The organism is Pelagimonas sp. KU-00592-HH (assembly GCF_040369695.1).
Taxonomy (GTDB): domain Bacteria; phylum Pseudomonadota; class Alphaproteobacteria; order Rhodobacterales; family Rhodobacteraceae; genus Shimia.
In genome coordinates this window covers 817,818-843,806 of sequence record NZ_BAABWM010000001.1, presented here as the reverse complement: position 1 = coordinate 843,806, position 25,989 = coordinate 817,818, and the positions used below count along the sequence as shown (strand labels likewise).

Annotated in this window: 24 protein-coding genes and 1 tRNA gene; 12 read left to right on the top strand and 13 right to left on the bottom strand. The window is 60.6% G+C overall.

The features are described 5' to 3' along the window. The first annotated feature begins 204 nt into the window (after window positions 1–204). Window positions 205–1,050, top strand: a complete 846-nt coding sequence (locus ABWV42_RS04160) for an isocitrate lyase/PEP mutase family protein (protein WP_353339009.1) — start codon at window positions 205–207, stop codon at window positions 1,048–1,050. A 55-nt stretch (window positions 1,051–1,105) separates the two neighbouring features. Here the strand turns inward: ABWV42_RS04160 and ABWV42_RS04155 are convergent, their stop codons facing one another. Further along, window positions 1,106–1,540, bottom strand: a complete 435-nt coding sequence (locus tag ABWV42_RS04155) for a c-type cytochrome (RefSeq protein WP_353339008.1) — start codon at window positions 1,538–1,540, stop codon at window positions 1,106–1,108. A gap of 190 nt (window positions 1,541–1,730) precedes the next feature. On the opposite strand from ABWV42_RS04155, the gene ABWV42_RS04150 reads away from it, so the two are divergent. Together ABWV42_RS04150 and ABWV42_RS04145 are read left to right on the top strand one after the other, a co-directional pair. Continuing rightward, window positions 1,731–2,186: an Lrp/AsnC family transcriptional regulator gene (locus ABWV42_RS04150; protein WP_353339007.1), complete on the top strand. Its 456-nt coding sequence runs from the start codon at window positions 1,731–1,733 to the stop codon at window positions 2,184–2,186. Window positions 2,187–2,190: 4 nt separating this feature from the next. Then, window positions 2,191–2,820, top strand: coding sequence for a LysE/ArgO family amino acid transporter (locus ABWV42_RS04145; RefSeq protein ID WP_353339006.1), 630 nt, complete (start codon window positions 2,191–2,193; stop codon window positions 2,818–2,820). On the opposite strand, the gene lipB is transcribed toward ABWV42_RS04145, so the two are convergent. Then, complete coding sequence (gene lipB / locus ABWV42_RS04140; protein ID WP_353339005.1) at window positions 2,817–3,473, bottom strand: lipoyl(octanoyl) transferase LipB; 657 nt, start codon at window positions 3,471–3,473, stop codon at window positions 2,817–2,819. The genes ABWV42_RS04145 and lipB overlap by 4 nt on opposite strands. A gap of 168 nt (window positions 3,474–3,641) precedes the next feature. Here lipB and ABWV42_RS04135 point away from each other — a divergent pair, with 168 nt between their 5' ends. Together ABWV42_RS04135 and ABWV42_RS04130 are read left to right on the top strand one after the other, a co-directional pair. After that, on the top strand, window positions 3,642–5,252 hold the full coding sequence (locus ABWV42_RS04135) for a peptidoglycan-binding domain-containing protein (protein ID WP_502930936.1): 1,611 nt from the start codon (window positions 3,642–3,644) through the stop codon (window positions 5,250–5,252). A gap of 157 nt (window positions 5,253–5,409) precedes the next feature. Next, a tRNA-Leu gene (locus ABWV42_RS04130) sits at window positions 5,410–5,496 on the top strand. A 100-nt stretch (window positions 5,497–5,596) separates the two neighbouring features. Here the strand turns inward: ABWV42_RS04130 and ABWV42_RS04125 are convergent. From ABWV42_RS04125 to ABWV42_RS04080, 10 genes are all read right to left on the bottom strand, one after another. Beyond that, a complete protein-coding gene (locus ABWV42_RS04125; RefSeq protein WP_353339003.1) occupies window positions 5,597–6,448 on the bottom strand; it encodes an SDR family oxidoreductase in 852 nt (283 codons plus the stop codon). A 14-nt stretch (window positions 6,449–6,462) separates the two neighbouring features. Beyond that, window positions 6,463–6,585 (bottom strand): hypothetical protein, encoded by a 123-nt coding sequence (locus tag ABWV42_RS04120; protein WP_353339002.1) that lies wholly within the window; start codon window positions 6,583–6,585, stop codon window positions 6,463–6,465. Window positions 6,586–6,596: 11 nt separating this feature from the next. After that, window positions 6,597–6,956, bottom strand: a complete 360-nt coding sequence (locus tag ABWV42_RS04115) for a glycine zipper family protein (protein WP_353339001.1) — start codon at window positions 6,954–6,956, stop codon at window positions 6,597–6,599. 25 nt (window positions 6,957–6,981) lie between these two features. Continuing rightward, window positions 6,982–8,772, bottom strand: a complete 1,791-nt coding sequence (locus ABWV42_RS04110; RefSeq protein WP_353339000.1) for a serine hydrolase — start codon at window positions 8,770–8,772, stop codon at window positions 6,982–6,984. A gap of 165 nt (window positions 8,773–8,937) precedes the next feature. Further along, on the bottom strand, window positions 8,938–10,131 hold the full coding sequence (locus ABWV42_RS04105) for a helix-turn-helix domain-containing protein (RefSeq protein ID WP_353338999.1): 1,194 nt from the start codon (window positions 10,129–10,131) through the stop codon (window positions 8,938–8,940). A gap of 17 nt (window positions 10,132–10,148) precedes the next feature. Further along, window positions 10,149–11,108, bottom strand: coding sequence for a hypothetical protein (locus ABWV42_RS04100; RefSeq protein ID WP_353338998.1), 960 nt, complete (start codon window positions 11,106–11,108; stop codon window positions 10,149–10,151). A 124-nt stretch (window positions 11,109–11,232) separates the two neighbouring features. After that, window positions 11,233–11,874, bottom strand: coding sequence for a DUF1826 domain-containing protein (locus ABWV42_RS04095; RefSeq protein WP_353338997.1), 642 nt, complete (start codon window positions 11,872–11,874; stop codon window positions 11,233–11,235). Then, on the bottom strand, window positions 11,874–13,085 hold the full coding sequence (locus tag ABWV42_RS04090; RefSeq protein WP_353338995.1) for a GTP-binding protein: 1,212 nt from the start codon (window positions 13,083–13,085) through the stop codon (window positions 11,874–11,876). Before ABWV42_RS04090 ends, ABWV42_RS04095 begins: the two co-directional genes overlap by 1 nt. 1 nt (window position 13,086) lies before the next feature. Continuing rightward, window positions 13,087–14,139 carry a CobW family GTP-binding protein gene (locus ABWV42_RS04085; protein ID WP_353338994.1) on the bottom strand — a complete coding sequence of 351 codons (1,053 nt, stop codon included), beginning with the start codon at window positions 14,137–14,139 and terminating at the stop codon, window positions 13,087–13,089. Window positions 14,140–14,327: 188 nt separating this feature from the next. Further along, the gene (locus ABWV42_RS04080; RefSeq protein ID WP_353338993.1) at window positions 14,328–15,299 is read right to left on the bottom strand and encodes a LysR family transcriptional regulator; all 972 of its coding nucleotides are present in this window, start codon (window positions 15,297–15,299) and stop codon (window positions 14,328–14,330) included. A 107-nt stretch (window positions 15,300–15,406) separates the two neighbouring features. On the opposite strand from ABWV42_RS04080, the gene ABWV42_RS04075 reads away from it, so the two are divergent. The 4 genes from ABWV42_RS04075 to ABWV42_RS04060 all read left to right on the top strand — a co-directional run bounded on the left by ABWV42_RS04075 (window position 15,407) and on the right by ABWV42_RS04060 (window position 20,679). Next, window positions 15,407–16,417 (top strand): TAXI family TRAP transporter solute-binding subunit, encoded by a 1,011-nt coding sequence (locus ABWV42_RS04075; protein WP_353338992.1) that lies wholly within the window; start codon window positions 15,407–15,409, stop codon window positions 16,415–16,417. Between the two features lie 96 nt (window positions 16,418–16,513). Continuing rightward, entirely contained in the window at window positions 16,514–18,715 is a 2,202-nt protein-coding gene (locus tag ABWV42_RS04070; RefSeq protein WP_353338991.1) for a TRAP transporter permease, read from the top strand. Between the two features lie 2 nt (window positions 18,716–18,717). After that, a complete protein-coding gene (locus tag ABWV42_RS04065) occupies window positions 18,718–19,953 on the top strand; it encodes an NAD(P)/FAD-dependent oxidoreductase (RefSeq protein WP_353338990.1) in 1,236 nt (411 codons plus the stop codon). A gap of 3 nt (window positions 19,954–19,956) precedes the next feature. Beyond that, window positions 19,957–20,679 (top strand): aspartate/glutamate racemase family protein, encoded by a 723-nt coding sequence (locus tag ABWV42_RS04060; RefSeq protein WP_353338989.1) that lies wholly within the window; start codon window positions 19,957–19,959, stop codon window positions 20,677–20,679. A 14-nt stretch (window positions 20,680–20,693) separates the two neighbouring features. Here ABWV42_RS04060 and ABWV42_RS04055 read toward each other — a convergent pair whose 3' ends face one another. Then, window positions 20,694–21,221, bottom strand: a complete 528-nt coding sequence (locus tag ABWV42_RS04055) for a MarR family winged helix-turn-helix transcriptional regulator (RefSeq protein ID WP_353338988.1) — start codon at window positions 21,219–21,221, stop codon at window positions 20,694–20,696. A gap of 110 nt (window positions 21,222–21,331) precedes the next feature. Between ABWV42_RS04055 and ABWV42_RS04050 the strand changes: the two genes are divergently transcribed. The 3 genes from ABWV42_RS04050 (at window position 21,332) to ABWV42_RS04040 (ending at window position 25,989) form a co-directional block, all read left to right on the top strand. Next, window positions 21,332–22,495, top strand: a complete 1,164-nt coding sequence (locus ABWV42_RS04050; RefSeq protein ID WP_353338987.1) for a cytochrome P450 — start codon at window positions 21,332–21,334, stop codon at window positions 22,493–22,495. Window positions 22,496–22,631: 136 nt separating this feature from the next. After that, on the top strand, window positions 22,632–23,540 hold the full coding sequence (locus tag ABWV42_RS04045; protein ID WP_353338986.1) for an SH3 domain-containing protein: 909 nt from the start codon (window positions 22,632–22,634) through the stop codon (window positions 23,538–23,540). After that, window positions 23,533–25,989: a YcaO-like family protein gene (locus tag ABWV42_RS04040; protein ID WP_353338985.1), complete on the top strand. Its 2,457-nt coding sequence runs from the start codon at window positions 23,533–23,535 to the stop codon at window positions 25,987–25,989. Before ABWV42_RS04045 ends, ABWV42_RS04040 begins: the two co-directional genes overlap by 8 nt.

The following is a 25,989-nucleotide window of genomic DNA, read 5'->3' as shown; positions in this document are numbered from 1 at the left end:
GGATGTAGCCGCAATCACCGTATTTGACACAGATCAAAAAAAAGTGTCGCACCCAGATTGATTTGGGTCAAAACGAACAGGTGTCCCGAGCGAGAAAAGCGGGTTTTGTGGGGTTGCTGGGCCGAATTGGTGGGGAAAGCAGCATTTTCTTGCGGTGTTCTCAATTTGTTCTATTTTGAAGGCGAGTTATCGCGAGGAGGTGTCATGCGGGACCAGAAGGCAAAATTCGCAGCGTTCAAGGCGTTGCATGAAGGAGAGGGCGCTTTCGTGATGCCGAATCCCTGGGATGCGGGGTCGGCAAGGGTGCTGGCATCGCTTGGTTTCGAGGCACTGGCGACCACCAGTGCCGGATATGCCTTTGCCAAGGGCAAGCGCGACAGTTTCGCGGGATTGTCGCGGCGCGAGATCCTCGAGAATGCGCGTGAGATTGTCGAGGCGGTGGACCTGCCGGTGTCGGCGGACCTCGAAGACGGGTTCGGGGCTGCGCCCGAGGCCTGTGCCGAGACCGTGCGCCTTGCGGCAGAGGTGGGGCTTGTGGGCGGGTCGATCGAGGATGCGACGGGTGATCCCGATGCCCCGATCTATGATTTCGATCTGGCGGTCGAGCGTGTGCGGGCCTCGGCCGAGGCTTCGGCGGACCTGTCGATCCTGCTGACGGCGCGAGCGGAGAACTTTCTGTGGGGGTGCGATGACCTTGGCGATACGATTCGCCGGTTGCAGGCGTTTTCCGAGGCCGGGGCGGATGTGCTTTATGCGCCGGGGTTGCCGAGCCTTGAAGCCATCCGGACGGTCTGTGCCGAGGTGGAAAAACCGGTGAACGTGGTGATGGGGTTGCGGCCGCCGTTCTTTCCGGTGGCCGAGTTGCAGGCGGTTGGCGTCAAGCGGGTGAGCGTGGGGGGATCCTTTGCGCGGGCGGCCTTTGGTGCGCTGCGGCGGGCGGCGGTGGAAGTGATGGAGAGAGGCACTTTTTCCTACACCCTAGATGCGATGCCGGGGGCCGAGATTGCCGCACTGATGGCGCAGGATCATCTTGACGGGCGTGATGACTAAAGAAAAACCCCGCGCCAGCGGCACGGGGTTTCAAATTCTGTGAAGGGGATCGGGTTTATTCCGAAGCCGCTTCTTCCGCAGCCGGTGCTGGTGCAACCGATGCGAGGTAGGCCGCAACGTCTGCGCCGCCTTTTTTCAGCTTGAACGACATTTTCGATTTTGCCGCATAGCCGTTGTCGCCCAGCCAGGCTTTGGGGTCTGCAACGTAGGCTGCGACCAGCTCTTCGGTCCAGACAACGCCGGCTTCGCCAGCTTCGACCAGGCCTGCGCCGTATTTGAAATCTTCCGAGCCAACTGCGCGGCCGATTACGCCGTACAGGTTCGGGCCGGTTTTGCCACCTTTGTAGATGGTCTCGCCTTCCGGCGAAACGATGGTGTGGCAGGCCTTACATTTCTTGAAAGCTTTCTCGCCCTTGGCGGCGTCGCCCTCGGCGAAAGCAGGTGCAGCAAAAGCGATCGTCGCAGCGGCTACAGCGAAAAGGGTTTTCATCAGTTTACCTCTTTAAGGTTTGCGTACGCGTCCGAGGCGCACAATCGTTGATGTAGCGTGGATGTGCAACGGTCAAATCCGCGCGGTTGCGCGTCTCGGCGGAATTGTGATTGTCGGAACTTTTTTCGAAACCCTGCATTTGATCGAAATTTGTCTTGAAAAATTCTGTATAATCGCAAATATTCCGGGCATGGATATGATTGATCGAAAAATATGTGAAATTCTCCAGTGTGACGGGAAAACGTCCAGCGCCGAGTTGGCCGACTCGGTGGGGGTTTCCCTGTCGACAGCGAATGAGCGGGTGCGTCGTATGGCGGCCAATGGCGAGATTCTGGGCTGGCATGCGCGGGTGAAGCCCGAGGTGGCCGGCGCTGGCCTTTGCTGTTTCGTGCTGATCGACATGGCCTACGACGGCGAAGAGGCGGCCTGTGCGGCATTGGTGCAGCGCGACGAGGTGATGGAGTTGCATCACATCAGCGGGGCGCATTCCTACATGATGAAGCTGCGGGTGCGCGATACGCGGGACTTGCAGCGGTTCCTGTCCGAGGTGGTGAAGCCGATCAGGGCGGTTCTGAAGACCGAGACGATCATTTCAATGGATGCGTTGAAGGAAAGTGCCGCAGTGAGAATCGCGGACGAGGGGTAACCCGATGGACATGGATGTATTGCTGCGCGGGATCGTGATGGGATTCGCGATTGCCGCGCCGGTGGGGCCGATTGGCCTTTTGTGTATTCGCCGAACGCTTGCCGACGGGCGCGCGGCGGGGCTGGCGACCGGAATGGGGGCGGCAACCGCGGATGCGGTCTATGGCATGATGGTGGCGGTCGGTTTCGCCGCGACCGGGCTCTTGGTGAGCTATGCCACGCCGATGGCAATTGGCGGCGGGGCGTTGATTGTATGGCTCGGGGCCATGTCGCTGCGCGGTTTCTGGAATAGCCGTGGTGGGGACGTCGCACCTGCGCCGGCGCGGGCACATAAGACGGTGCTGACCTCCTGGGCGACAACCTTCCTGCTGACGATGTCGAACCCGATGACGATCCTTGCCTTTGTCGGCATGGTGGCGGGGCTGGGCGCTGCGGCGGAAGGATCGGTCTGGGCGCCTTATTGGCTGGTGGCCGGTGTCTTTACCGGATCGGCCCTGTGGTGGCTTTTCCTTGTCCACCTTGCACTGTTCGCGCGCACGCGGATCACGCCCGGCGTGACGCGCTGGTTCGACGCGGTGTCGGGGGCTGTTCTGGTGATCTGGGGCGCGAAGATCGTGTTCGGGGCCGTGGCCTAGGCCTCGTCGCCGAAAATCTCTTCGAACGTGCGTTTCAGGGCAACGTCGAGATCTTCCATCGTCACGGGAAGCCCGAGGTCAACCAGCGAGGTGACGCCGTGTTCGGTGATGCCACAGGGGACGATGCCGCCGAAGTGATCGAGATCGGGTTCGACGTTGACCGAGATGCCGTGGAAGCTCACCCATTTGCGCAGGCGGATGCCGATGGCGGCAATCTTGTCTTCGGGTTTCTGGCCGGTGATGGTGAGGGGCTTGTCATCGCGTACGATCCAGACGCCGACGCGCCCGTCACGGATTTCGCCGCGCAAGTTGAATTCGCCCAATGTTGCGATGACCCATTCCTCAAGCTGATGTACGAACTTGCGGACGTCGTGGCCGCGCTTGCCGACGTTCAGCATGACATAGGCCACGCGTTGTCCCGGACCGTGGTAGGTGTATTGGCCGCCGCGTTTCGAGGGATAGACGGGGAAGCGATCAGGGTCGGTCAGGTCTTCGATCTTCGCGGAGGTGCCCGCAGTATAAAGAGGCGGGTGTTCGACCAGCCAGATACATTCCTCTGCCTCGCCCTTGGCGATGGCTTCGGCGCGGGCCTCCATGAACGCCACGGCCTCGTCATAGTCAAGAAGACCTTCGTGTACGATCCATTCCACCATTTTGCGCATCCCATATCCGAACTGCCAGAGAGATAGGGGAGTTGGCAGGGGAATGTCCAGTTGGCGGCACAATGAAAACTTCTCGCCAGATCGCGGAAGCTGGGCTAGGCTGGGTGGGTATTCAGAGCAGTGCTTGAACTCAATTCTTATCCCAAAGGGGGGATCGTTATGTTTGCAAAACCATTGAAGACTGCAATGGCTGCAGCCCTGATCGCGACAACCAGCACCGTGCCCGCCGCCGCGGACAACCTTGGCGCCGCCATCGTGGGGGGCATTCTTGGTGGTGTCATCGTGAACGAGGCCAACAAGAACAAGAAGCGTCCGCGCACCGTCGCGTCGTCTTCGACCCGCGCCTACAATCGCGAAACGCAGGTGGCGTTGAACTACTTCGGGTTCAATGCCGGGACGCCGGATGGCGTTATGGGCCAGCGCAGTCGTTCCGCGATCACGCAGTATCAGGTCTATGTCGGGTTTCCGGCAACCGGCCGCCTGTCGCAGTACGAGCGTGATTTCCTCGTGTCGTCCTACAACCGGGCACAGGTGGGTGGCCCGCAGGTCGTGAAGGCCATGCAGACCCATCAGCACGGTGTACGCAGCCTGCTTGCGGTCTGGCATGACGAAGCCACGGGCGCGCGGACGGCAACCTCGACCTATGGTGGTATGCCGGTGGAAGTGTCTATGGCCATCGACGAAGTGGCCGCGAGCTCGGATCCGAGCGCCGAACAGCTGTTGCAACGCTCGGGCTTTGTCCAGCTTGCCGATCTGAACGGCGACGGCAAGACCGACTATATCCTTGATACCTCGGTCTCGGGCAGTTCGTTCTGGTGTGGCGCGCAAAGCTGTACCGTGATGGTCTTTGCCTCGACCCCGCAGGGCTATTCGCGCAACGACTTCCTGTCGCATCAGGCCACGCCGGCCACCTTCTCGTGCCACCAGGGTGTGTGCCGGATGAACGATGCGGGCAACACGCAGATGGCGGTTGCGCCCGCGCCGGTGGCGCCTGCACCGCAACAGCCCGAAACCGTGATGGCCTCGACCGAGCCGGTGGTTCAGGAACCGGCCGCGCCGCTTGGGGGGATCACCCTGTTTGAAACGGCGAAACCTGCCGATGCCGGCCCGTCGCTGGCAAGCCTGTGCAGCAAGGTGTCTCTCCTGACCAGCTCGAACGGCGGCTTCATCACCGCGGCCTCGATGACTGATCCGGAACTGGCGCTGAGCGAACAGTTCTGCCTTGCGCGGACCTATGCGATTGGCACCGGCGAGCAGATTGTCAGCGGTCTTGGCAACGTGACCCCGGCGCAGGTGGATGCGCAGTGTGACGCCTTCGGTCCCGCGACCGAGCCCTATATTGCCAAGCTGGCGACCCAACCGGCCGCGCAGGTTATCGGCGAGGTACAGCGGTTCGTGCTGAAATCGAACATGTCGGTCGAGCAACTGGCGGGCACCGCGAAGATCTGCCTGTTCTCGGGCTATCGTCGTGACCGCATGGACGTGGCGCTTGGTTCGGCGCTGCTGATGGTGGGTCTTGGCCAGAAGCCTTATGCGGAACTGGTGGGTCACCACGTTGGCCAGGGCTTTGGTCTTGGCGCGGATTCGGGTCAGGCGAAAGATTGGTACCTGACCGCGATCGAAGCGATGGAAGGTGGCGCCGAGGCGGTCTTTGCCCCGGGTCAGCCCGAGCGCGTGGCGCTTTTGCGGGCGGCCGTGACGGCGGATGATGCGGCCATGGCGGCACCGCAACCAGCAGCGGCCCTGCCAACCTTCAACATCACCGAATGACCTTTCAGGCGGGCGGGGATTTCCCCGCCCGTTTTGCCTCTGGCGGGCCTGTCCCGGAGCCGCCAAAGGAATTTTGCAAAACCGCGTTTTAAGTGCGTTTTCCGGGTTGGCATCCCCAGAACGACTCGTTATAGAACCCGACACCAAGCCTAGGCGTGCGGCCGTGGCGGAATTGGTAGACGCGCAGCGTTGAGGTCGCTGTGGGGTAACTCCCGTGGAAGTTCGAGTCTTCTCGGCCGCACCATTTCACTCCTTGAGAGTGGTCTTTCCCAGACATACCAAGATCTTAGCTCTGCCCCTTGCTATGGGCGGCTGGTCGTTAGCTTTGTTTTCCGTCAGTGCCGTCACGGCGATCTGTCGGTGCAGGTGCGAAAGGCATCGGCGAGGTGGCGGGTGCCGTGGGGATCGCCGACCATGTTCATGCCGCTGGCCGTGAGAAAGAAGTGGACGGGTCCGGCGATGCTGCGGGGGGCGATCTTGGGGACGATCCAGATGGCCGCGCGGCGCAGCCAGTCGGGCAGGTAGGTGATGCGGGCGGGCCTGTTCAGGGTGGCAAAGGCGAGGTGGGCCAGTTCGGTTTGCGTGAAGGTTTCGGGGCCGCCGATGTTGCACCATGTCGCGTTGGCGGCGATGGCATCGTGGACGGCCTCTGCCAGATCGGCCCCGTGGATAGGGTTGATGCGTTGCGATCCGTCGCCAAACAGCCAGATGCGGCCCTTGCGCGCCATGTCGAGGAATTCGACCATGTCCGAGAAATAGCCCGTGGGCGCGATGACTGTTGTGTGGATCGGGGCGGCCTGAAGCTTGCGGACAAAGGCGCTTTTGGCGGCGACCATCGGGACGCTGCTCATCCGGTCGGCATGCAGGACGTGGATATAGGCAAACCGGGGAACGCCCGCGCGCAGGGCTTCGGCCAGAAGGTTGGCATTGGCCTGATAGTCCACGTCCCAGTAGCCGACCCCGTCGGTTTGGCGGGTGATCCCGAGGCTTGAGACGACAAGGTCCATCCCCGCCATCAGCCCCTCCAGGGCTTCGGGCCAGGTGGCTTGCGCCTCGACGATGTGATCGGCGCAAAGGCCCTGGGCGTGTTCGGCGTTGCGGACCAGCGCAGTGACCTGCCAGCCCTGCCGTTTGTACTGCGAACAGATGTGGCGACCGAGGTAGCCGGTGGCACCGGCGACAAACACGTGTTTCATGGCGGGCTCCTTGGTCAGTGGGGGGCAGGGACTGCGAGTTTCGCGGTTGGGCGGATGCAGGCGCGGGCGATGGCCCCCGCGAATAGGGCGCGCAGGGCGTCAAAGCGATGATGGCGGGTGGATAGAATCTGGAGCATGGATCAGGTCCTCAGCCAACAACCGGATGACCGCGGCGGCGCAGGCATTCTATCACGATGGTCTCGCGCTTGTCTGCCGCGTCGGAGGCACCGGCGGCACCGCCGCTGATCGCGCCTACAATGGCCCCGCCAAGGGGATCGCTGTCGTTGTCGACTTCGCCGAGAACCGCGCCGATGCCCGCGCCTATCAGGACGGCCTGTTTCGTGGAGCGGTTCAGGTGCTGCTGGTCCCGGGCGAGGGTTTGGCATTCGGCGAGATCGGATTGATAGGCGGCGTTGGGCTGGCCGTCGAGAACGGGCTGATAGGAGGCCCCGCGATCGGTGCAGCCAGCGGCAACAATCAGGAGGGGGAGGAGGTAGGCGGGTTTCATTGGGAATGGTCTTTCTGGAATGGGATCAGAGGAAGGAAAGGTCGGAGATGTCGGCGAGGCCGCGCAGGAAGATCGTGTCGCCGTCACCGTCGAGCGTGAGGGTGAGGCCGGTATCTTCGACGGCGTGGCTGGTGATGCTGCGGCCTTGCAGGGAGAGGTGATCGGTTCCGGCCTGATAGTCGGTGATGATGTCGTGATCGGCATGGCCGTCGCGTTGCGACGCCGAGAAGACAAAGACATCGGCACCACGGCCGCCGGTCATCTTGTCGTCCCCGTTGCCGCCGGGAAGGACGTCTTTGCCCTGTCCGCCGAACAGCCGGTCATCCCCGTTGCCGCCCTTGAGGATATCTGCGCCCTTGCCGCCGCGCAGGGTGTCGTGGCCCGCTGCGCCAACAAGGATGTCATTCCCCCTTTGGCCGCTCAGCACGTCATGTCCGAAGCCGCCGTTTTCATAGTCGTCGCCCGATCCGCCCTTGAGGCGGTCTTGGCCGGCGAAACCGCGCAGGTGGTGATCGCCTGTCGCGTCCGTTGCGACGGTGAGGGTGTCGGACTGGTTCGTTCCAAGGTGCAGGGCAGAGCCATCGGTGAAGATGAAATCGTCGCTGTCGTAGGTCTGGATGTGCGCCGCCAGCTTGAGCCGCGCGTCCTCGGCGACAAGGAAGGAGACACCGTCGATGGTTTCGATCTGAAGGGCGGCGGCGCTGATGTCGTCAACGGTGATGTCTTCGCCTGTGGCCGGTTGCTGCCATGCGGTATCTTCGCTGAGTTCCAGGGCGGTGGAGAGGGCCAGGCCGGTGCTGGAGGCGTCGCCGTTGCCAAGGTTTACCATCGCCGAGAAGATGCGCCCGCTTTCAAGGTGCAGGTAGGTGGCGGATTCAGAGCCGAAGATGTGGCCGGAGAACCCGACAAAGGTGCCGATGCCGTCGAAGGTGAACTGACCGAGACCGTAGTTGAAATCAAAGCCGCGCGGATCGGTGCTGCCGTTGTCGAAATCAAGCAGCATTTCAAGAACCTCGGGTGAGGCGAGGGTCTTGTCGACAAGCAGGGCCTTGAGGAAGGTGGTCATGTCGGCGGCGGTCGAGACCACACCGCCTTCGCCGTGGGTGTGGGCCTTGACCCATGACATATCGACAATGTCGCCGTCGATGAGGAAGTGGCCGTTGACGAGATCGGGATTGGCGCGGAAGTCGTTCAGATAGCTGTCCTCCATGCCCAGGGGGGCAAAGATGCGATCGTGAAAGACCTGTCCAAGGTTCTGGCCGGTCACGGCTTCGATCACCTTGCTGAGGTAGAAGTAGTTGGTGTTGGAGTATTCATAGGTCTGGTTCACGGGGGCGGAGGCGGGCAGCCCTTTGAGAAGGGCGAGGATTTCCGCGGTGCCGAATTCTTCGTCGGGATTGTCCACGATGTGGCTGAGCTGGCTCGTGCCGTCGGGGCGCACTGCGCTGGTATAGTTCACGATGCCGGTGGTCATTTGCAGCGCCTGTCGCACCGTGGCGATGTCGGCGTTGGCGATACCGTCGGTCAGGGCCGGATCAAGATAGCTGGCAAGCGGTGTGTCGAGGTCGATCAGACCTTCCTTGGCGAGTTCCAGAACCACTAGGCCGGTCATCATCTTGGTCTGGGAGCCGATCTCGTAGCTTTGGGTGTGGTGCAGGGGCGCGCCGTCCACCTCGTCGGTGCCGCTGGCGACAGTGGCCGTGCGCTGGCCGTCAGTGACCGAGATGATGGCGCCGGGAAGGCTGGAGGTTTGGGTGAAATAGTCGGCGATGGCCTGTGGCGAGAGGGACAGGGCCTTGGGGGAAAAGACGGTCATGTGATGTCCTTGCGTCTGGAGTGTGCAATCAGTTGGTCAGCGTCAGTGGCTGTTGGGGGCTGATATGCACGTCCGGCCCGTGACCGGCGACCGGACAGGCTGGATCAGACGTTCGGACAAGCTTGTTCGTACGGTCTTTTTATTTTTGGTATGTTTTACAGGTATTTATGGCTGGTGGGTTCTGCGCCATTGGGAGGGTGTCTGGCCGGTGATCTTTTTGAAACTGGTGTTGAACGTGGATTTCGCGTTGAAGCCGACGGTTTCGCTGATCTCGAGAATGGTCATTTCGGTTTCGATCAGAAGGGCGCAGGCGTCGCTGATGCGGCACTGGTTGATGTAGTCGTAAAAGGACATGCCGAGACGGGTGTTGAGCACTTCCGACAGGTGGATCGAGGGGACCGCGATTTCGGCGGCAAGGCGGCGCAGGTTGATATCGTGATCGCGCCAAAGCTGGTTTTGGGCGACGCGCTGTTCCAGCCGCTGGGCATAGCGGTCGAGATCCTCGGGTTGCAGGCCGGAACGGGCGTAGCGCCGGTTTTCGGTGTCGGGTTGGGGCGTCTCCTGGGGGGCAGGTGGCGTTTCGGGAAGGACTTCGGCGGACCATTGGGGCAGGGGCGGGACAGCGCGCAGGGCGAAGATCCCGAAAGACCCTGCCAGTATCAGGTCAAACGCCGCCGACACCCAGCCCGCGCGGATTTCCGGACGTCCCATCAGGAGGCCGATTTCGTCCACGATCACGATGAAGGCCAGAAGGAAGATCGTGGCGACCAGCGCGTCCAGCCACCGCAGGGTCCTGCCCTCCAGATCGGAAAACAGGGTTCGGATGTTGCGCTTGTGCCTGTAGAGGCGGCGCACGCTCAGGCCGCCGTAGAAGATCAGGAAGACCACCCACATCGCCCAGAAGGTGTTTTCACCGAGTTCGGCAAGCTGTTTGTAGGCGGGAGACAGATCGGAGGTCGACATGTTCCGGCGGATTGCGCCCGGTTGCAGCAGGCGCGGGGCGAGACACAGGAATGCGATGACAAAGGGCAGCAGGTGCAGGAGGTCACGGCGGCTCAGGGTTGGGTTCGAGCTGGTGAGGCCGCGGACGTAGAAATAGAGCGACAGGATGAAGCCGGGGATCAACACGTCCTGCCATTGATAGAGCGCGTCCGGACCAATCAGGACGGGGCCGTAGAGCAGGGAATCGAGCATGTCGAGGCTGTTGATGGTGAAAAAGGCCACCATCGCCCAGAGGAACATGCGGCGATCGGGCGTTTCGTAGAGGCGCAGCGCAAGTCCCAGAAGGACAAACAGGGAAATGGCCAGAGAACCGGCCAGCCCGAGGTGTTCAAGGTAAAGATCGTAATCAATGGTCATGTTGAAAAAGAGGCTGGTCAGTTTTTCGCGGTTGGTTCTGGTCGTGGCTTGGGATCGACGAAACGAATGTCGAGATCAAAGAGTCGGGCCAGCTGGCGGAGGAAGCCGGGGGAGGCAGAGATAATGACGTCGGCACCCAGTGTCACGCGCAGGGTTTCGTGGAATGCGTGATCCGTTTCCCCGAGGATGACCTTTGTCGCGCCATTGAGGAGGGGGCGGAGTTCTTTGCCAAGCGCCTGTTCCAGGGCCTGTGCGGTCATGGTTTTGTCGATCAGCAGGTCCCGGTTGTCTTCGACAAGCCGTTCTGCGAGTTTTGTAAAGCCATCGGAGACAAGGATGTGCGAAGAGGTGCCAACGTCCTGTTTCACCTGGTTCAGGACGTTCAAGTGCGTTGGCGTATCTACAAACCTGCGCCGATCGGACCATGGCACATCAGTTTGCAGTGTCGAAGGAGTAAAGACCCCACGTCTATGCAGGATTTTGTCTGCCGCCACGGCCATGTCAAAAAAGTCGGGGAAGTCATTTGCTTCAATCTGCGAAACGTCACCGCGCCGCACATGAACGGCTATGCCACCTGCGCCAGTCTTGTGTTTTGAAATCTCTTCGAAAAGGCGGCCGTTGCGAGCCAGCCGGCGCAGTGTCGGGTGGCTTTCCTTATCTCTGTCGCCAAGAGCACTTTTGATATCCGGGTTGTTGTAGCAGCCCAGATCAAAGGCGTAGGTGTCAGAGATGTCGGAAGCGATCATCGCCAAGCTTGTCGCCTTCTTGCGCGCGATAGCAGGCTTTGGAGCCATGATGCTTTTGAAACCGAGCTGATGAAAGAAGTCGTGGTTTCCGAGGCTGTTGCGTTGGTTGTTCTCCGGGATGAAAACTCTGGGATCGAAACCAAACGCATCTGCAAGATGAAAAAAGGAGTTCACCTGTTTGAGCATGTCTCCGAATCCGGCATTCCGGACGTAGAGTGTTGACTGCTTCATGTTTCGCGCGGCCCTGGTTGCAAATGCCTGTTCGAGCGCATCGTGGCGCTTGTCCGGCTGTAAGGCAAGGGCGGCGGAACTGTGGATGGGGGCCGCGTCTCGCACCGGTCTGCGCAGGATTGGATCAGATTTCGTCTTCCGGCTCGTCAACAGGGTCGAGCACCAGCAGCAGCCGTGTTTCGCCCGTCCCTTCAATGGGGGGCGAGCGGTGCAACAGGCCGCTGGCAGGGTGTTCGGGCCAGCGGGTGCCGCGCAGAATGATCGGGGAACTGGCCGGAACCGTGAAGACGCGGTCTGGGTCGGAGCCGGTCTGGCCTGTTCCATATTGCGTTCCCGTCCCACGATAGGTGCAGACCAGCCGAGCCTGCACGGCATCGACGTGGAACTTGCGGCAGGCGTTGGTGGTGACCAGATCAAGGCGCAGACGCAGCCAGCGCGCGCGCATCGTGCTGGCAAAGATGTCTGAAAGGGCGGCGATGTCGTCGATCAGCCGAGTTCGGTTGGCACAGTCGGGCGTGCCCGCCCTGTCGCAAAGGTGCGTGACTGCGTCACGCACGCCGTCCGGCCGCAGGATGATCCGTGCGCTGGGCAGGTTTTCCGGCGGCAGGGTTTCGATCCAGTTCTGGAACGATTTCAAAGGATGACGATGCCAGACCACCGCCGCGTTGCCGGGGCGGTGGATGGCCGAAAGTCCTTCGACGTCGTCCACTTGCTGGACACCCACTGGGGTGCCCTGCATCAGCGTGTGAACCGTGCTGTCGTGCATCAGCGGCGGCCCCAACGCGGGAACGGATCGTCCATGTCGGCCCAGAGGTCCGGTGTGAATGCCTCTGCATCCACAAGGGCGGCGTTCAGGCGGGCGCAGATATCTTCGCGGTCCATGCCGGTTCCGATAAACACGATCTCCTGACGGCGGTCGCCCCAGGGTTCGACCCAGTTGCTGGCGATTTCGGCCTGCGCCTGCGGATGTGTTGGCAGGCGATCCTCGGGAAGGGAGGCCCACCAAAGACCAAGCGGCGCAATCGAAGACAGCGCGCCGGCGAGGCTGAATTCTGCGGCCCATTCCGGGCGGGTGGCGATCCAGAAGTGGCCCTTGGCTCGGATGACGCCGGGCAGGTCGCCGTTCAGGGCCGCATAGAGCTTGGCTGGATCAAAGGGCGCGCGGGCGTGGTAGGCAAACGAGGTGATGCCGTATTCTTCGTCTTCGGGGGTGTGGTTTGCGAACCCATAGAGTTCCTTGGCCCACATCGGATGTTCATGTGCCGTGTCGAAATCAAACAGCCCGGTGTCGAGAATAGAGTCTGCCGGCACATCGGAGTGGTTGGTTTCGATGATCCTGGCATCGCCGTTCAGGGCGCGGATGATCTTGCGCGCGTGATCGGTGCGTTCGGGGCCGGCATCGTCCACCTTGTTGAGGATCACCACGTCAGCGAATTCGATCTGTTCGGTGAGCAGGCTGACAAGGCTGCGGTTGTCTTCCTCGCCAAGGGATTCCCCGCGGTCATTGAGGAAGTCGTGGCTTGAGAAGTCCTGAAGCAGGTTCACCGCGTCGACGACAGTGACCATCGTGTCGAGGCGGGCGACGTCCGAGAGGCTTTGACCGTTCTCATCGCGGAAATCAAAGGTGGCAGCGACGGGCAGGGGTTCCGAAATTCCGGTGGATTCGATCAGCAGATAGTCAAAGCGGCCTTCCTCGGAGAGGTGGCGCACCTCTTTCAGGAGGTCATCGCGCAGGGTGCAGCAGATGCAGCCGTTCGACATTTCGACAAGGGTTTCTTCCGAGCGGGAGAGTTCGGTGCCTTCGCGCACCAGATCGGCGTCGATGTTGACCTCGGACATGTCGTTCACGATGACGGCCACGCGGCGGCCATCGCGGTTGTTCAGAACGCGGTTCAGGAGGGTGGTCTTGCCTGCGCCGAGAAAGCCCGAGAGGACGGTGACGGGCAGGCGGGGATCGGCGTGCGATGCGTCTTTCATGTTATTGGTCCTGTTCGCGTGACGGGCTTGCGCCGCGCAGCATGTCGAAGCTGCGCTGAAGTTCGAATTGCGAGAGGTCGCGGGCGATCACCACGATGCGGGAACGGGTGTCGTCATGGGGCCAGTTTTTCACAGGCAGCGGCGGATCAAAGATGTTCTGGACGCCGTGGAAGACAAAGGGGGTCTCGATGTCTTCGAGGAACACGATGCCCTTGACGCGCAGGAGATCGGTGCCGCGCAGCATGACCAGCGTGTTCAGCCAGTTGTCGAACACCTCGCTGCTGATTGGATCGTCGAGGATGATCGAGGCCGATTCAATGCGGGCATCGTGGTTCGAAAGCGTTGCCTGTACCGGGGCAGGGGCGGCGAAGCCCGAAAGGTTGGCCAGGGGATCGACGGCTGGCTTGCGCCCGGTGGTCCATGTCATCACGTCGGCGGGCACCGCGCCCTTGCGCATGCCGCTCAGGCCCCAGAGTTTGCCGCTGAGGCCCGCGCCCTTGACGGAATGTACAATGCGGGCGGTCGCATTCAGGCCACGCAGCCGTTCCTCGAGCATCATTGTCTGTTCCGGGGCCACGAGATCGGCCTTGCTCAGCACCAGAAGGTCGGCCATCGCGACCTGCGACACGGCTTCAAACTGGTCATCCAGAGTCTGTGGGCCGTTGGCGGCATCGACCACGGTGACGATCCCCTCCATGCGCGTGCGCTGGGCAAGGTAGCGTTCGACGAGAAGGGTTTGCAGGATCGGTCCCGGATCGGCGAGGCCCGTGGTTTCGATCACGATCCTGTCGAAATCGAAGTCACCGTTTTCGCGACGGCGGAACAGGTCGGAGACGGTGTCGGCAAGTTCACCGCGCACCGTGCAGCACAGGCAGCCCGATTGCATCAGCACCACGTCGTCTGTCGAGGTTTCCATGAGGTCGTGATCCAGCCCGGCCTCGCCGAACTCGTTCACGATCACGGCGATACGGCCTGCCGAAGCGTCGGACAGGATCGCGTTCAAAAGGGTTGTCTTGCCTGCGCCGAGAAAGCCGGTGAGCAGGGTGACGGGCATTCGGGAGTCCAATGGTGCCTCCTTGGAGTGGATACCGTCTTTGGCGCCGAGGGGACGTGGGCGCAAAGAGGGCCGGAATTCTGATCGGGAAGTGGTGTACGTTATAATATAACATCGCGCAAGGGGCGTTTTACTAGACCGGAAGGTTTCCTGTTTTTTCGTCAGAAATTTGGGTTGCAATGTGGGCTTTAGATCGTGCCCGCAGGTGAAACGACTTCGTGAACGAAGGAGGTCCACTGTGAGAGGAACTCCTGCCCCAGAATAGATGGAGGGCGCTGGCTGGACGTGACGATGGAGTAACCGAAGGGCACTTTGGGCTCGAAGCGGGCAAAATGAATACGTCCGCGATCTCCGTGCATTCGCTTGTAGCTTTCGGCGCTCATAGCATCGACGAGGGCGCAGATGCGACCGGTTTCGATGAAATGGAACAAGGGAAAAAAGAACTGTGCCTGAACACGAACGTTGAAAGTTGCTCTTGCTGTCAGGAAGGCGCGTTCTGTCGCTTCGTATACTTGGTGGCCGGTTTGCAGAGAGCCCATCATCTCGCCATCGAGTTCGGCGGCATGAATGCTGTCGCGGCCGGCGAGTCGGTGGGTTTCTGGAACAGCTAAAAGACAGTCACAGCGTATGTGTTCTGCCTCAAAAAGATCACGACGTGTGCTGTCGACGGCAATATCGCAAAAGCCGACGTCGAAACTTTGTGCAGCAACAAGGCTCATGATTTGCGGGGAACTGCGGGTTGCCATCGTGACATGTACGTCGCCTCGATCCGCAATGAAACGGCTTAGAAAGTCGGGAAGGAGATAGGCCGACGTACCCGGCATCGCCGCAATCCTGAGGGTGCCTCGTGTCCGGTTGCGCAAGTCACGCAAGTTGGCTTCGGTCGTGTGCATCCGATCCAGAATTTCTGTTGCTTCCGTAAGGAGATAGTGCGCTTCGGGAACAGGGATCAGGCGGCGGCCTTCACGGTGAAATAGTTCAACCCCGAGGTGGTTTTCAAGCGCCTTGAGTGAGGCGCTGATTGCGGGCTGTGTTCGGTGCAGGTTGCGGGCTGCGGCGCTGACCGATCCGGTTTTCATGACTTCTCGAAAGACGGCAAGTTGCTGCAGGTTCATCGCAAATCCATATAAAAAGTATTTATATAAACCATAATATTTCAAATTTGATTTTATCTTTCAACTCTCCCCAAACTGCTTTCATCAAAAATCACGAGCGACCGTTGAGAGACGGCCGCTACGTTACAAACTCGCAGGAAGGAAATGAGAGAATGAGTTTCACCAAGAAAATGGCCGTTGCAGCGATTGCCACGCTGCTGAGCGCGTCGCTTGCGGCGGCACAGAGCCCGACCTTTTTCCGCATCGGCACCGGCGGTGCAGGCGGCACCTACTTCCCGATTGGCGGTACCATCGCCAACGGCATCTCTGCCCCTCCCGGTGCGCGTCCCTGTGACAAGGGTGGCCAGTGTGGCGTGCCCGGCCTGATCGCGATTGCGCAGTCCACCACCGCATCCGTTTTCAACAATGCGGCCGTTCAGAACGGCGAACTCGAGGCTGGCCTGGCTGCGGCTGACGTGACCCGGTCCATGTATCTGGGCGAAGGCAAGTTCAAAGGCAAACCGCACCCGAACCTGCGCATCATTGCCAACCTCTTCCCGGAAGACCTGCACCTCGTTCTGCCAAAGGGCGGCTCGATCAATGACCTCGGCGACCTCGAAGGCAAGCGTGTCGGTATCGCGCAAGCCGGTTCCGGCACCCAAGTTGCCGTGCTTCAGATGCTGGAAGCATGGGGTGTGAACCGCGACAACATGGACGAAGCCGAACTGAACAACTCGCAATCGGCCGAACGTCTGGCTGACGGCCAACTGGATGGCTACTTCTACGCGGCGGGCTGGCCCGTTGCGGCGATGGTTCAACTGGCCTCGACCAAGGGCATGGACCTGCACTCTTTCACCGAGGCAGACCTGGCCAAGATCAACGAAATCATTCCGGCCTACATCCCGTCGAAAATCCCGGCGGGCGTTTATGAAGGCGTTGATTATGACGTGAACACCCCTGCGGTGTCCGCGATGCTGGTTGTCTCGGCTGAGCAAGACGAAGAACTGATCTACGGCATCACCAAGGCGCTGTGGAACTCCAACACCCGCAAGCTGCTGGACAATGGCCACGCCAAGGGCAAGCAGATCACCGTTGAATCTTCGCTGGACGGCGTCGAAGCACTGGGCGTGCCGCTGCACGCAGGTGCCGAGCGTTTCTACCGTGAAATCGGTATGATCGACTAAGGCGACCAGAGTTTCCAAGAAATTTAGACGGGCGGTGGAACGACAATTCTGCCGCCCAGATTCCGAGAAAAACAAAAAGGTACCCTGGGGGACACGATGGCCGACAATACCCATGAGCTTTCAGCCGAAGAGCTGGCCGCCATTGAAGAAAAATACGATGAAGGCGCCGCGACCCGCTCAGTTGGTCAGAAAACCGGGTTGCTGCTGCGCGGGGTGGCGCTGGCATTCGCCATTTATCACTATCTGACGGCCGGTTTCGCCCTGCCGCCCGATCATTGGCACATGGGTTGGCACCTGGCCGGGCTCTTCATCCTGATTTATGCGTTCTTCCCCCTCGCGAAAACGAAAACGTCTTTCGATCTGAAAACCGGGGCGCTGCACCTGGGAGGCATCCCACACCTGGACTGGTTGCTGATGGTCCTTGGTGTATCGGCGGCGCTTTACCTCGGGTTTGCATGGCATGGTGTTCCTTGGCTGGGGATCGAGGAACAGACGTTCCGCATGGGCAACCCCAATACCTATGACATGGTCTTTGGCTGCATCATCATTGTGCTGGTTCTGGATATCGCGCGACGTACGCTGGGTTGGGTTCTGCCACTGATCATCTGCGTGTTCATGTGCTACGCCCTGTTCGGCCCGATCTTCCCCGGCATCCTTCAGCACCCAGGCGTGAAGTTCCGCACCTTTGTTTCGTCGATGTATTTTCCGCAGGAAGGCATCTACGGCGTGACCCTGTGGGTCGTTTCCACCATCGTATTCCATTTCGTCCTGTTTGGCGTGATCGCCCAGCGTACGGGTCTGGGACAGCTGTTCATCGACAACGCTACCATTCTGGCAGGCCGTTATACGGGCGGGCCCGCGAAAGTGTCTGTGGTATCGTCGGCCTTCTTCGGCACGATTTCGGGCTCTTCGGTGGCAAACACCGTTTCAACCGGTGCGCTGACAATTCCGAACATGCGTCGCCTTGGCTATCCCGGCCATTTCGCGGGCGGGGTTGAGGCCGCGTCCTCCGCTGGCGGCCAGATCACGCCGCCGATCATGGGCGCCGCTGCCTTTATCATGGCCGAGTTCCTCGAGGTCTCGTACACCACCATCGTAATTGCAGCGATCTTTCCGGCCATCCTGCACTACACCGGCGTTTTTGCCGTGGTGCACCTGATGGCGCGCAAGCTCGACCTGAAGGGCTTGAGCAAAGACATGCTCCCCAAGTTCAAGGAAGTCTGGGCCGATGGTTGGGCGAATATGCTGCCGTTGATTGCCCTCCTGGTCGTGCTGTTTTCGGGCTACACGCCGTTCATGTCGGCGTTCTGCGGTATCTCGGTCGCGATCGTCGCGGGCATGGCGCGGTACAAAAATCCCATGACGCTGGTCTACCCGGCGGCCTTCATCGCGTTTGTCATATGGAAATACTCCAATGGCGGGTTCGATTTGCCGATGTCCGCCCTTCTTATCGCCTGCTCCGCATTGGCCACCCTCAACCCACAGAAACGTATCAACCTTCCGCAGATGGCCGAGACGTTTGAGACTGGCGTGAAGTACGCGCTGGCCGTGGGCGCGGCCTCGGCTGCTGTGGGCATCGTCGTGGGAGTGATCAACACCACCGGGATCGGCTTTCGCATCGGTTTCATGGTCACCCAAGGCGCGGGCTCTCTTGGCGCGGATCTGCACGGGTTGTTCAGCTTTGGCGGCTTTGAACTGTTCTCGGTCGAAGATCTGACCCTGTTTATCTCCCTCGTCTTCATCGCTCTGGCCTGTATCCTGATGGGCGCGGGCATCCCGACCACGGCACTTTACATCATGCTGGTGTCCGTGGCGCAGCCTGCGCTTGCCCAGTTGGGTGTTCCTCCGATCGCAAGCCACCTGTTCGTTCTCTACTACGGTGTCGTAGCCGAAATCACACCTCCCGTTTGTACCTCGGCCTATGCGGCAGCGGCGATTGCCAATTCCAACCCCTTCAGAACCGGCATATCGGCCTTTACGCTGGGCTTGGGCAAAGTGGTTGCGCCGATGGCCTTTGTCTACGCGCCGGTTCTCCTGTTCGTTTCCTCCACCGGATTCGATCTGTGGGAGTTCACCTATACCGCCGCAAGCTGCATCCTGGGGGTTGTCGCCCTTTCGGCCGCAGTGGTTGGCTATTGGCTGGCCCCCATGGGCACGGTGTATCGCTGGCTGATGGCGCTTGCAGGGCTGATCTTTATCGCGCCCACATTGCAAGCCGATCTGGTGGCGCTGATCGTGGCATCACCCGCGATCATAAGTCAGCTGATCGCGCGGCGTAACCGGGAAGCGGCGGCGTAACCATGACTACACAAGTCACAGTACTAGGGGCTGGCATTGTTGGCATCTGCTCTGCGCTGTCCCTGCTGGAACGTGGCCATCAGGTCACATTGATCGACCGCGACGCACCGGGCCAAGCCACCTCTCTTGGCAATGCGGGCGTAATCTCCCCGTGGTCGATCATTCCCCAATCCATGCCGGGCACCTGGAAAAAGGTGCCTGGCTGGATGCTGGACCCGCTGGGTCCGGTTTCTGTCCCCGTCAGTTATCTTCCCTGGGTCGCCACTTGGGGACTCAGGTTTCTCGCCAACAGTCGGGAACACAGGGTCCGTGAGATTTCGGCTGGCATGGAGACGCTGAACAGGGATTGTGTCACCGGCTTTCGAAACCATCTGCGCGGCACCGGGGCCGAGGACTTGGTGGAAGATAGCTACTATGTTCACGCCTACCGCGACCCGAATGCAGCCAGTCTGGACACCCTCGACAATCGCATTCGCTTGGCTGCAGGAGCCGAACTGGATTGCGTGTCCGGTGGAGAGTTGCTGGAGATAGAACCCGACTTGTCACCCGATTTCAAATCCGCTGTGATCATCAAGGGCCAGGCGCGGGCCCGCTCGCCAGGGCGGATTGGCGCGGTTCTGGCCGAGAAATTCCAGACCATGGGTGGTGAAATCCGTCGAGAAACGCTGCACAGTATCGCGCCGAATGGAGACCAGTGGATTTACCGCACCGACGCGGGCGAATTTAACACCCCCAAACTGGTGCTATCCATGGGGGCTTGGTCCGCGAAGATACTCAAGCCACTGGGCATTCGCTTACCGCTTGAGGCAGAACGCGGTTATCATGTCACCTTTACCGAGCCCGGCATCAAGCTGAACAACTCGGTGCTGGATGCGGACAATAAATTTGTGGCCTCCTCGATGGAAGACGGAGTCCGCGCTGCGGGCACTGCCGAATTCGCGGGGCTTGACGCACCAATCAACGAAAAGCGCATCACGGGCCTGATCGAACTGGCCAAACGCATTTCCCCCAAGCTGAAAACCGAGGCACGGACCACATGGTCGGGCCAGCGCCCAAGCTTTCCAGACAGCCTGCCCGCGATTGGCGAAATTCCTGGGTTCCCGAACCTGATAACGGCCTTCGGCCACAGCCACTATGGGCTGATGCAGGCCCCGAAAACAGGGCAGTTGGTGGCCGAACTGGTTTCGGGCGCGCGTCCCAATATCGACATGAACATCTATTCTCCAACCAGGTTCTAAACAATGCTTCAATCCGGCGGAAAAAACATCTGCGGCGTCTCTATCGGCGTGCTGTCATTGGAAAGCTATTTCCCCAAACCACCCGGTCATATCAAGAACCCGTCAAGTCTGCCCTTCACCTTGTCGTACGAAATACTTGACGGGATCACGGTGCCGGAATTGCTCAGCAATCCGAACGGCGCGATGAAGGACCAGATCATCAAGGCCGCCAAACGTCTTGAGGCCTCGGGCGTGCGGGCGATCACGGGATCATGCGGATTTCTGGCGCTTTATCAGAACGATATTGCAGCAGCCGTCGAAGTCCCCGTTTTCGTATCGTCCCTCGTGCAGGTGCAAATGGCCCACGTGATGACCGCCGCACCAGTTGGCATCCTTACGGCCTCTGCCCCTTCACTGACCAAGGCGCATTTGAACAACGCCGGGGCGGGAGGTGTTCCCGTGGAAATCCAGGGGCTTGAAGAGACCAGCGAGTTCGCCACGGTCATTCTCCGCAACGAGCGCGATGACATGGACCTTGCCAAAGTTGCAGATGAAGTGATTGCAGCCGGCAAAGCACTTGTCGCCCGTGCGCCGGAGATTGGAGCCATCGTTCTGGAATGCACCGACCTGCCCCCCTATGCGCACCGCATTCAGGCTGCCCTGGAACGCCCCGTGTTTGACCTGACCACACTATCGACAATGGTGGCCTCAACCGTGCAGCGGGTTCCCTATTCCGGTTATATCTAGCAAGGACGATTACCTCAGGTTTCGCTGTCGTTCAGGTCGTCCAAATTTGCGAGGAAACGGCGCAGGTAGTCGTTGAACTGCTCGACGTCCTGCGGGGAGAAACCCGCGAGGAGTTTTTTCTGGCGGCTGAGGGCGAGCGCCAGCATGTCGTCGTGCAGGGCCTTGCCCTTTGGTGTCAGGTTCCAGTCCTTGCGTCGCGGATCAGGGTGATCGCTTTTGGCTTCGGCCAGACCTGCGCCTTCTAGGCGGCGCAGGCTGCGGCTGACGGCGGCCTTGTCGATGCCGATGGTCTTGCTGGCGGTCGCCACGCTGCTTCCGGGGACGCGGGTCAGCATGACCAGCATGCGCCAGTCCATCGCGCCGATTCCGAAACGATCCTGATAGACGCGCGCCGCGCTACGGGTGAAGCGGTTGGCGGCAAAATTGAGAAGAACAGTCGGGGTGCGGGAAAAGCCGAGGGTCTCGGAGGCAACGCTGCCATCGTCGTTGGGAACCCCAACCAGGAACATGGAATCCGGAAGGTCTTGGGAGTTGTCAGCCATTGCGTGCCCTTGGGTTTTTCACAGTGGTATCGTGCATGTGTTGACATGACAACAAATATTGAGTTGTCATGTCAACACATGAGTCGTGAAACGATTGTCGGGAGGTTTTCATGTCCAACGCTCCGGTTTACGAAATTGATCCCAAGGCGTTTTGGGAGGATCCCTATCCCGATCTCAAGAAGATGCGGGCCGCCTTTCCGGTGTGTTTTGTTCCGCAGCTTGGGGCGACGCTGATCACGCGGCGCAACGACATTTTCGACAACGAAAAGAAAATCGACGTGTTCTCGTCGGATCAGCCGGACGGGTTGATGACCCAGCTGATGGGGCAAAACCTGATGCGCAAGGACGGCGCGCCGCATATGACGGAACGCAAGGCGATTTTCCCGACGGTGTCACCGCGCACAGCCAAGAACGTCTGGCGGCAGAAGTTTGAAGAGATGACTCGGGAGGTGCTGGACGACATGCGCCCCCTTGGTCGCGCCGACATGGCCCGCGACATCGCCCGCCGGATTTCCGGTGAGGCGCTGAAGATCGTGACCGGGCTGACCAATATCACCTGGCAGGAGATGGATCGGGTCAGCCAGGGTATGATCGACGGTTGTGCCAACTATGCGGGGGATCCGGCGGTGGAGGCGAATTGCCATGACTGCACGGCGGCGATCGAACGTTATATCGACGAGATGACACCGGTGTTGCAGGCCGCGCCGGATACGTCTTTGCTATCGGTTCACCTGCAGGGCGGCATGTCGCAGGAACAGGTTTATGCCAACGTGAAGCTTGCAATTTCCGGTGGGCAGAACGAGGTCAGGGATGTGATTTCCGGGGTGATCTGGGCGCTGTTGACCCATCCGGACCAACTGGTCCTGCTCAGGAGCGGCGCGGTGCCGTGGAGCAATGCCTTTGAAGAATATACGCGCTGGATTGCTCCGGTCGGCATGTCGCCGCGCCGCGTGGCGCAGAGGTACGAGTTGCACGGTGTGACGTTCGAGCCAGAAGACCGCGTGTTCCTGATGTTTGGGTCGGGCAACCGTGATGAAGAGGTGTTTGACCGGCCCGAAGTCTTTGACGTGACACAGGATTTCTCGGCGTCGATCTCGCTTGGGGCGGGGCCCCATTTCTGTGCCGGGGCCTGGGTGGCGCGGGTTTTGATTTCGGAAGTGGCTTTGCCGCTGATCTTTGAACAGCTGAAAGGGCTGCGGCTTGAGGGGGAAACCAGCTTTGGGGGCTGGGCCTTTCGCGGGCCGCTGACAATGCCTGTGGCCTGGGATGTGTGATTTCTGAATTTGGCTCTACATATTTGATATTGCTTCATAAAACCATGTTGTGCCAGCTTGTGTGAGCTCGAAATCACACGGGGATCACACCCGACGCTTAGGACATTCTTAATGTTTCTGAGTGGAGGGCTGAGAGTTGGCCGATTGGATCGTGAACCCCGACGAGGCGTCGATGCTGAACCTTCGGGCGGGGATCAAACCTGCCGAGGTGCGGGCCGTTCTCCCGGCGGGGACGTCGGTGGCCAAGCTGGGCGCGCACCCGGATGATGCGATCTGGTGGCATGTGCGTGCGTTTCTGGCTGGCGGTGACGTCGAGGGCTACCTGCATTCCGGTTACCTGACCGAGGCCACGGGCACGCCGGTGGCCGATGTGCCGGTTCCGGCAGGCATGCCAGCCTGTAACCTTGCGCCCAAAGGGAACCTCAGGACACAGGATTTCGGCAGGGCGCGGCCGCTGGATGAAAACACCATGCCCGAACGCAGCGCGGCGGATCCGGCGCAGATCATCGCGATCATCCGTTACCTTGATCCCGGGCGCGGCACGCATCTGCGGTATCAACCCAAGTCTTCTGCCACCTACTGCAACATCTATGCGCATGACTATTGCGCGCGGATGGGTGTTTACCTGCCGCGCGTGTGGTGGCGCGAGAACGCCCTTGCCACGATTGCCGCCGGGGACACGCCGCAGGTTCTTTATGCCAACACCGTGCGCGAGTTGAACGCGAATTCCCTGCACGACTGGTTTGAAACCTATGGCGGCGCCTTTGGTTGGCGGCGGGTGTTTTCCGCAACCGATCTTCAGGACGCGGCCAATGCCGGCGGTGTTGGCATCATCGTTGCCAAGCGCAAGGACGAGAGCCGTTCTGGCCATATAGCGGCGGTGGTGCCGGAACACGGCCATCTGAACGCGGCGCGTCATGGTTCGGAAGTTCTGCGCCCGGTCATGAGCCAGGCGGGCAGCCGCAACTATACCGCCGAAACGCCATCGTCGCGCTGGTGGCTTCACAGCAAATTCAAATCATTCGGGTTCTGGGTCCATGACTGACGCTTTATCTTTCGACACCGATCTCGCCCCGATCCGCGATCTGCACATGTCGGAGGATTTGCTTAGGCGAATTTTTCCGAAACGGGCTAAGCTGCGGCAACGACAGCCCGATTGGGTATTTGCAGATTGGAATTCAGACGTGCATTGGCCGGATGCCCAGGTGCGTGTCCTGCGGGAGACTTGGGCGCGACACGACAGGCGACAACAGATTTTTGCCCCCGGATTCTGCGTTTATCAGGCGCTGACCACCGATGGTCAGAGCGTGAGCGGGGCTGCGGAAACGGCGAAGGGTGCGGTGTCGCGTCTGTTGGGTGAGACTGCCGAGGCTGCGTATTTGTCTGCGGGGCCGGTCGTCGCGTTTGCAGCGGAGGCGGATGGGTTGGCCGCTGGGACGGATCGGGCTGCGACGGCGCATCGTGCGCTGATGGAAGCGGTGGAACGCAAGCGTATTCGTGAGTGGTGGCAATCCGAGGTTTCGGCCTGTCGGGTGGATGCGGCGTGGATGGCGGCGGTTGGACTGGATGGCTGGCTGCGTGATCTGCGCGAGGGTGCAGAGATCGTCCGGCAAAGCCGGCTTTGGCGGTTGCCATCGGTGGCGGGTGAGACCGTCATGATCGCGGCCAGTTTCGGAGCGCCCGACGAGGCACCTGTTGTGGGCTATGGAACAGCGGTTGATCCGGTTGCAGCGGCGCGCAAGGCGCTTCGTGAAACGCTTTTGATGGAAATGCGGGTTGTGGATCAACGCGCCTATGAGAGTGGGGCGGTGGCGTCGGACGAGGTTATGGCGCGTCGTCTTGCCGAGACGCGCCGCGTTGGGGACAGGGCGGTCGGGCTTTTGCCGCATGATGGCCCCCGCGATTATCCGGCCCCTGTGCCGGATGTGGATGTCGATGTGCTCGAGTGCTGGCTTGGTGGTGTTCACTATCATTTCTACGCCGATCTGCCTGTAGTGCATTGCAAAGTGAAAGGACAAAAGATCATGACCAGTGACGGCTTCCCCTTCTATCGCGACGCAGACGACGCCCCGGAGGCGGCGCGCGCGCCCGTGGGGTGTTGCCCCGTATCCAAGGCGCAGTTTCAGAAGAAATCGGTGATCTCCGCTCCAACCGATGGGGCCGGTAGCCCGGTGCCAAGCCGCCCGGCGATTGCGCATCTGGCCGGCAGCGCGGACTGGCGGGTGTTGTGCCAGCGCGAGGTGGCGCAGATCCCGTCCGGCTATACCTATCTGGCGCAGCTGGTGGGCCATGACATGGGACACAGCACGCCGCTGGATCAGGTTGTCTATTCCGCAAAGACCCAGCAGGGTGCGACCAACAACCTCCAGACGCCGATGCCGCAGGCCATTGCCGAGCGTCAGCAGGCAGAGGGCGTTTCGCCGGTTCGCTATAACCTGATCGAAAACCCGCTGACGCTTGAGACGGTCTATGGCACGGGGCCGGACCTGATGAACCACGTCTTTGATCAGGCGACCGGAAAATTCCATCTGGAACGCGGATCGCGGATTGCCAAGACCGCGACGGCGGGCGGTATGGCGGTGCGGGCGCTGTATGATCCGCGCAATCGCGACACGCTGATGCTACATGAGCTGACGGTGGCGTGGATGCAGTTTCACAACCGCACGATGGATCGCCTGAACGCAGCCGGTGTGGCGTGGGAGGATGCCTATAACATCGCGCGGGTGCATTGCGTGCTGGTCTGGCACGACATCATTCGCGAAGACCTGTTGCCGCGCTTCGTGCTGCCGGGTGTGATGAATGCCCCGCTGGATGCGTTGCATCAGGTGGACGAGGTGACGCTTTTGCACGCGATTTTCCGGGCGTTCCACTGTCTGCCGCTGGATGCCTATCGTCTGCGCCGTGGCAATATTCGCGGGCGTGCCCTGAAAGACCTGATGTCGACCAGTTTTGCTCCATCTCTGGCCGAGAGGGAATGGGATATCAGTTGGGACTTCTTCTTTTCCAGTGACGCGTTCCAGCACGGCAAGGCGCTGCCGACGACCGGCATTTCGCCCAGTTTTGCCCAGACGTTCAACGTGAATGGCAGCCATATCAGCCTGCTTGATTTCAACACCGCCGCCGAGACCCATCCGCTGTGCATCGCCGACCCGTGGTTCGCCGATCTGCGGGCAAACTGGACCGTGTCGGATGTGTCGGCGCCGATGACGGCAGCAGACCTCTGCGCGGCATTCGAAACCCGCTTTGGCACGGATCGGGCGATTGATCCGGCGGTGCTGGCCAATGCGCCGCTTTACGAGGTGCTGATGGTCGAGGGGCTGTTGCAGGGCGCGCGCGGCGGGTTTGGCCCACTGGGAAGTTGCCTGCTTCGGGGATCGCTGGAAGCGGCGATGGCACGGGTGAAACTGCACCCGGAAAACAAGGCGCAGAGGGATGCACTGTTGGGGCAGTTGCACGCGCCAAAAACAATGTTGGACCTGATAAATTCAAAATAA

Excerpts from the sequence above, each read along its gene's own strand:
- ABWV42_RS04110 (WP_353339000.1), bottom strand. The coding sequence starts at position 8,772 with ATGACCGTCTTTTCCCCCAAGGCCCTGTCCCTCTCGCCACAGGCCATC.
- ABWV42_RS04125 (WP_353339003.1), bottom strand. The coding sequence starts at position 6,448 with ATGAAACACGTGTTTGTCGCCGGTGCCACCGGCTACCTCGGTCGCCAC.
- ABWV42_RS04115 (WP_353339001.1), bottom strand. The coding sequence starts at position 6,956 with ATGAAACCCGCCTACCTCCTCCCCCTCCTGATTGTTGCCGCTGGCTGC.
- ABWV42_RS04070 (WP_353338991.1), top strand. The coding sequence starts at position 16,514 with ATGGCCGACAATACCCATGAGCTTTCAGCCGAAGAGCTGGCCGCCATT.
- ABWV42_RS04160 (WP_353339009.1), top strand. The coding sequence starts at position 205 with ATGCGGGACCAGAAGGCAAAATTCGCAGCGTTCAAGGCGTTGCATGAA.
- ABWV42_RS04040 (WP_353338985.1), top strand. The coding sequence starts at position 23,533 with ATGACTGACGCTTTATCTTTCGACACCGATCTCGCCCCGATCCGCGAT.
- ABWV42_RS04105 (WP_353338999.1), bottom strand. The coding sequence starts at position 10,131 with ATGACCATTGATTACGATCTTTACCTTGAACACCTCGGGCTGGCCGGT.
- ABWV42_RS04085 (WP_353338994.1), bottom strand. The coding sequence starts at position 14,139 with ATGCCCGTCACCCTGCTCACCGGCTTTCTCGGCGCAGGCAAGACAACC.
- ABWV42_RS04100 (WP_353338998.1), bottom strand. The coding sequence starts at position 11,108 with ATGAAGCAGTCAACACTCTACGTCCGGAATGCCGGATTCGGAGACATG.
- ABWV42_RS04135 (WP_502930936.1), top strand. The coding sequence starts at position 3,642 with ATGTTTGCAAAACCATTGAAGACTGCAATGGCTGCAGCCCTGATCGCG.
- ABWV42_RS04120 (WP_353339002.1), bottom strand. The coding sequence starts at position 6,585 with ATGCTCCAGATTCTATCCACCCGCCATCATCGCTTTGACGCCCTGCGC.
- ABWV42_RS04090 (WP_353338995.1), bottom strand. The coding sequence starts at position 13,085 with ATGAAAGACGCATCGCACGCCGATCCCCGCCTGCCCGTCACCGTCCTC.
- ABWV42_RS04145 (WP_353339006.1), top strand. The coding sequence starts at position 2,191 with ATGGACATGGATGTATTGCTGCGCGGGATCGTGATGGGATTCGCGATT.
- ABWV42_RS04055 (WP_353338988.1), bottom strand. The coding sequence starts at position 21,221 with ATGGCTGACAACTCCCAAGACCTTCCGGATTCCATGTTCCTGGTTGGG.
- ABWV42_RS04050 (WP_353338987.1), top strand. The coding sequence starts at position 21,332 with ATGTCCAACGCTCCGGTTTACGAAATTGATCCCAAGGCGTTTTGGGAG.
- ABWV42_RS04060 (WP_353338989.1), top strand. The coding sequence starts at position 19,957 with ATGCTTCAATCCGGCGGAAAAAACATCTGCGGCGTCTCTATCGGCGTG.
- ABWV42_RS04095 (WP_353338997.1), bottom strand. The coding sequence starts at position 11,874 with ATGCACGACAGCACGGTTCACACGCTGATGCAGGGCACCCCAGTGGGT.
- ABWV42_RS04065 (WP_353338990.1), top strand. The coding sequence starts at position 18,718 with ATGACTACACAAGTCACAGTACTAGGGGCTGGCATTGTTGGCATCTGC.
- ABWV42_RS04150 (WP_353339007.1), top strand. The coding sequence starts at position 1,731 with ATGGATATGATTGATCGAAAAATATGTGAAATTCTCCAGTGTGACGGG.
- lipB (WP_353339005.1), bottom strand. The coding sequence starts at position 3,473 with ATGGTGGAATGGATCGTACACGAAGGTCTTCTTGACTATGACGAGGCC.
- ABWV42_RS04075 (WP_353338992.1), top strand. The coding sequence starts at position 15,407 with ATGAGTTTCACCAAGAAAATGGCCGTTGCAGCGATTGCCACGCTGCTG.
- ABWV42_RS04155 (WP_353339008.1), bottom strand. The coding sequence starts at position 1,540 with ATGAAAACCCTTTTCGCTGTAGCCGCTGCGACGATCGCTTTTGCTGCA.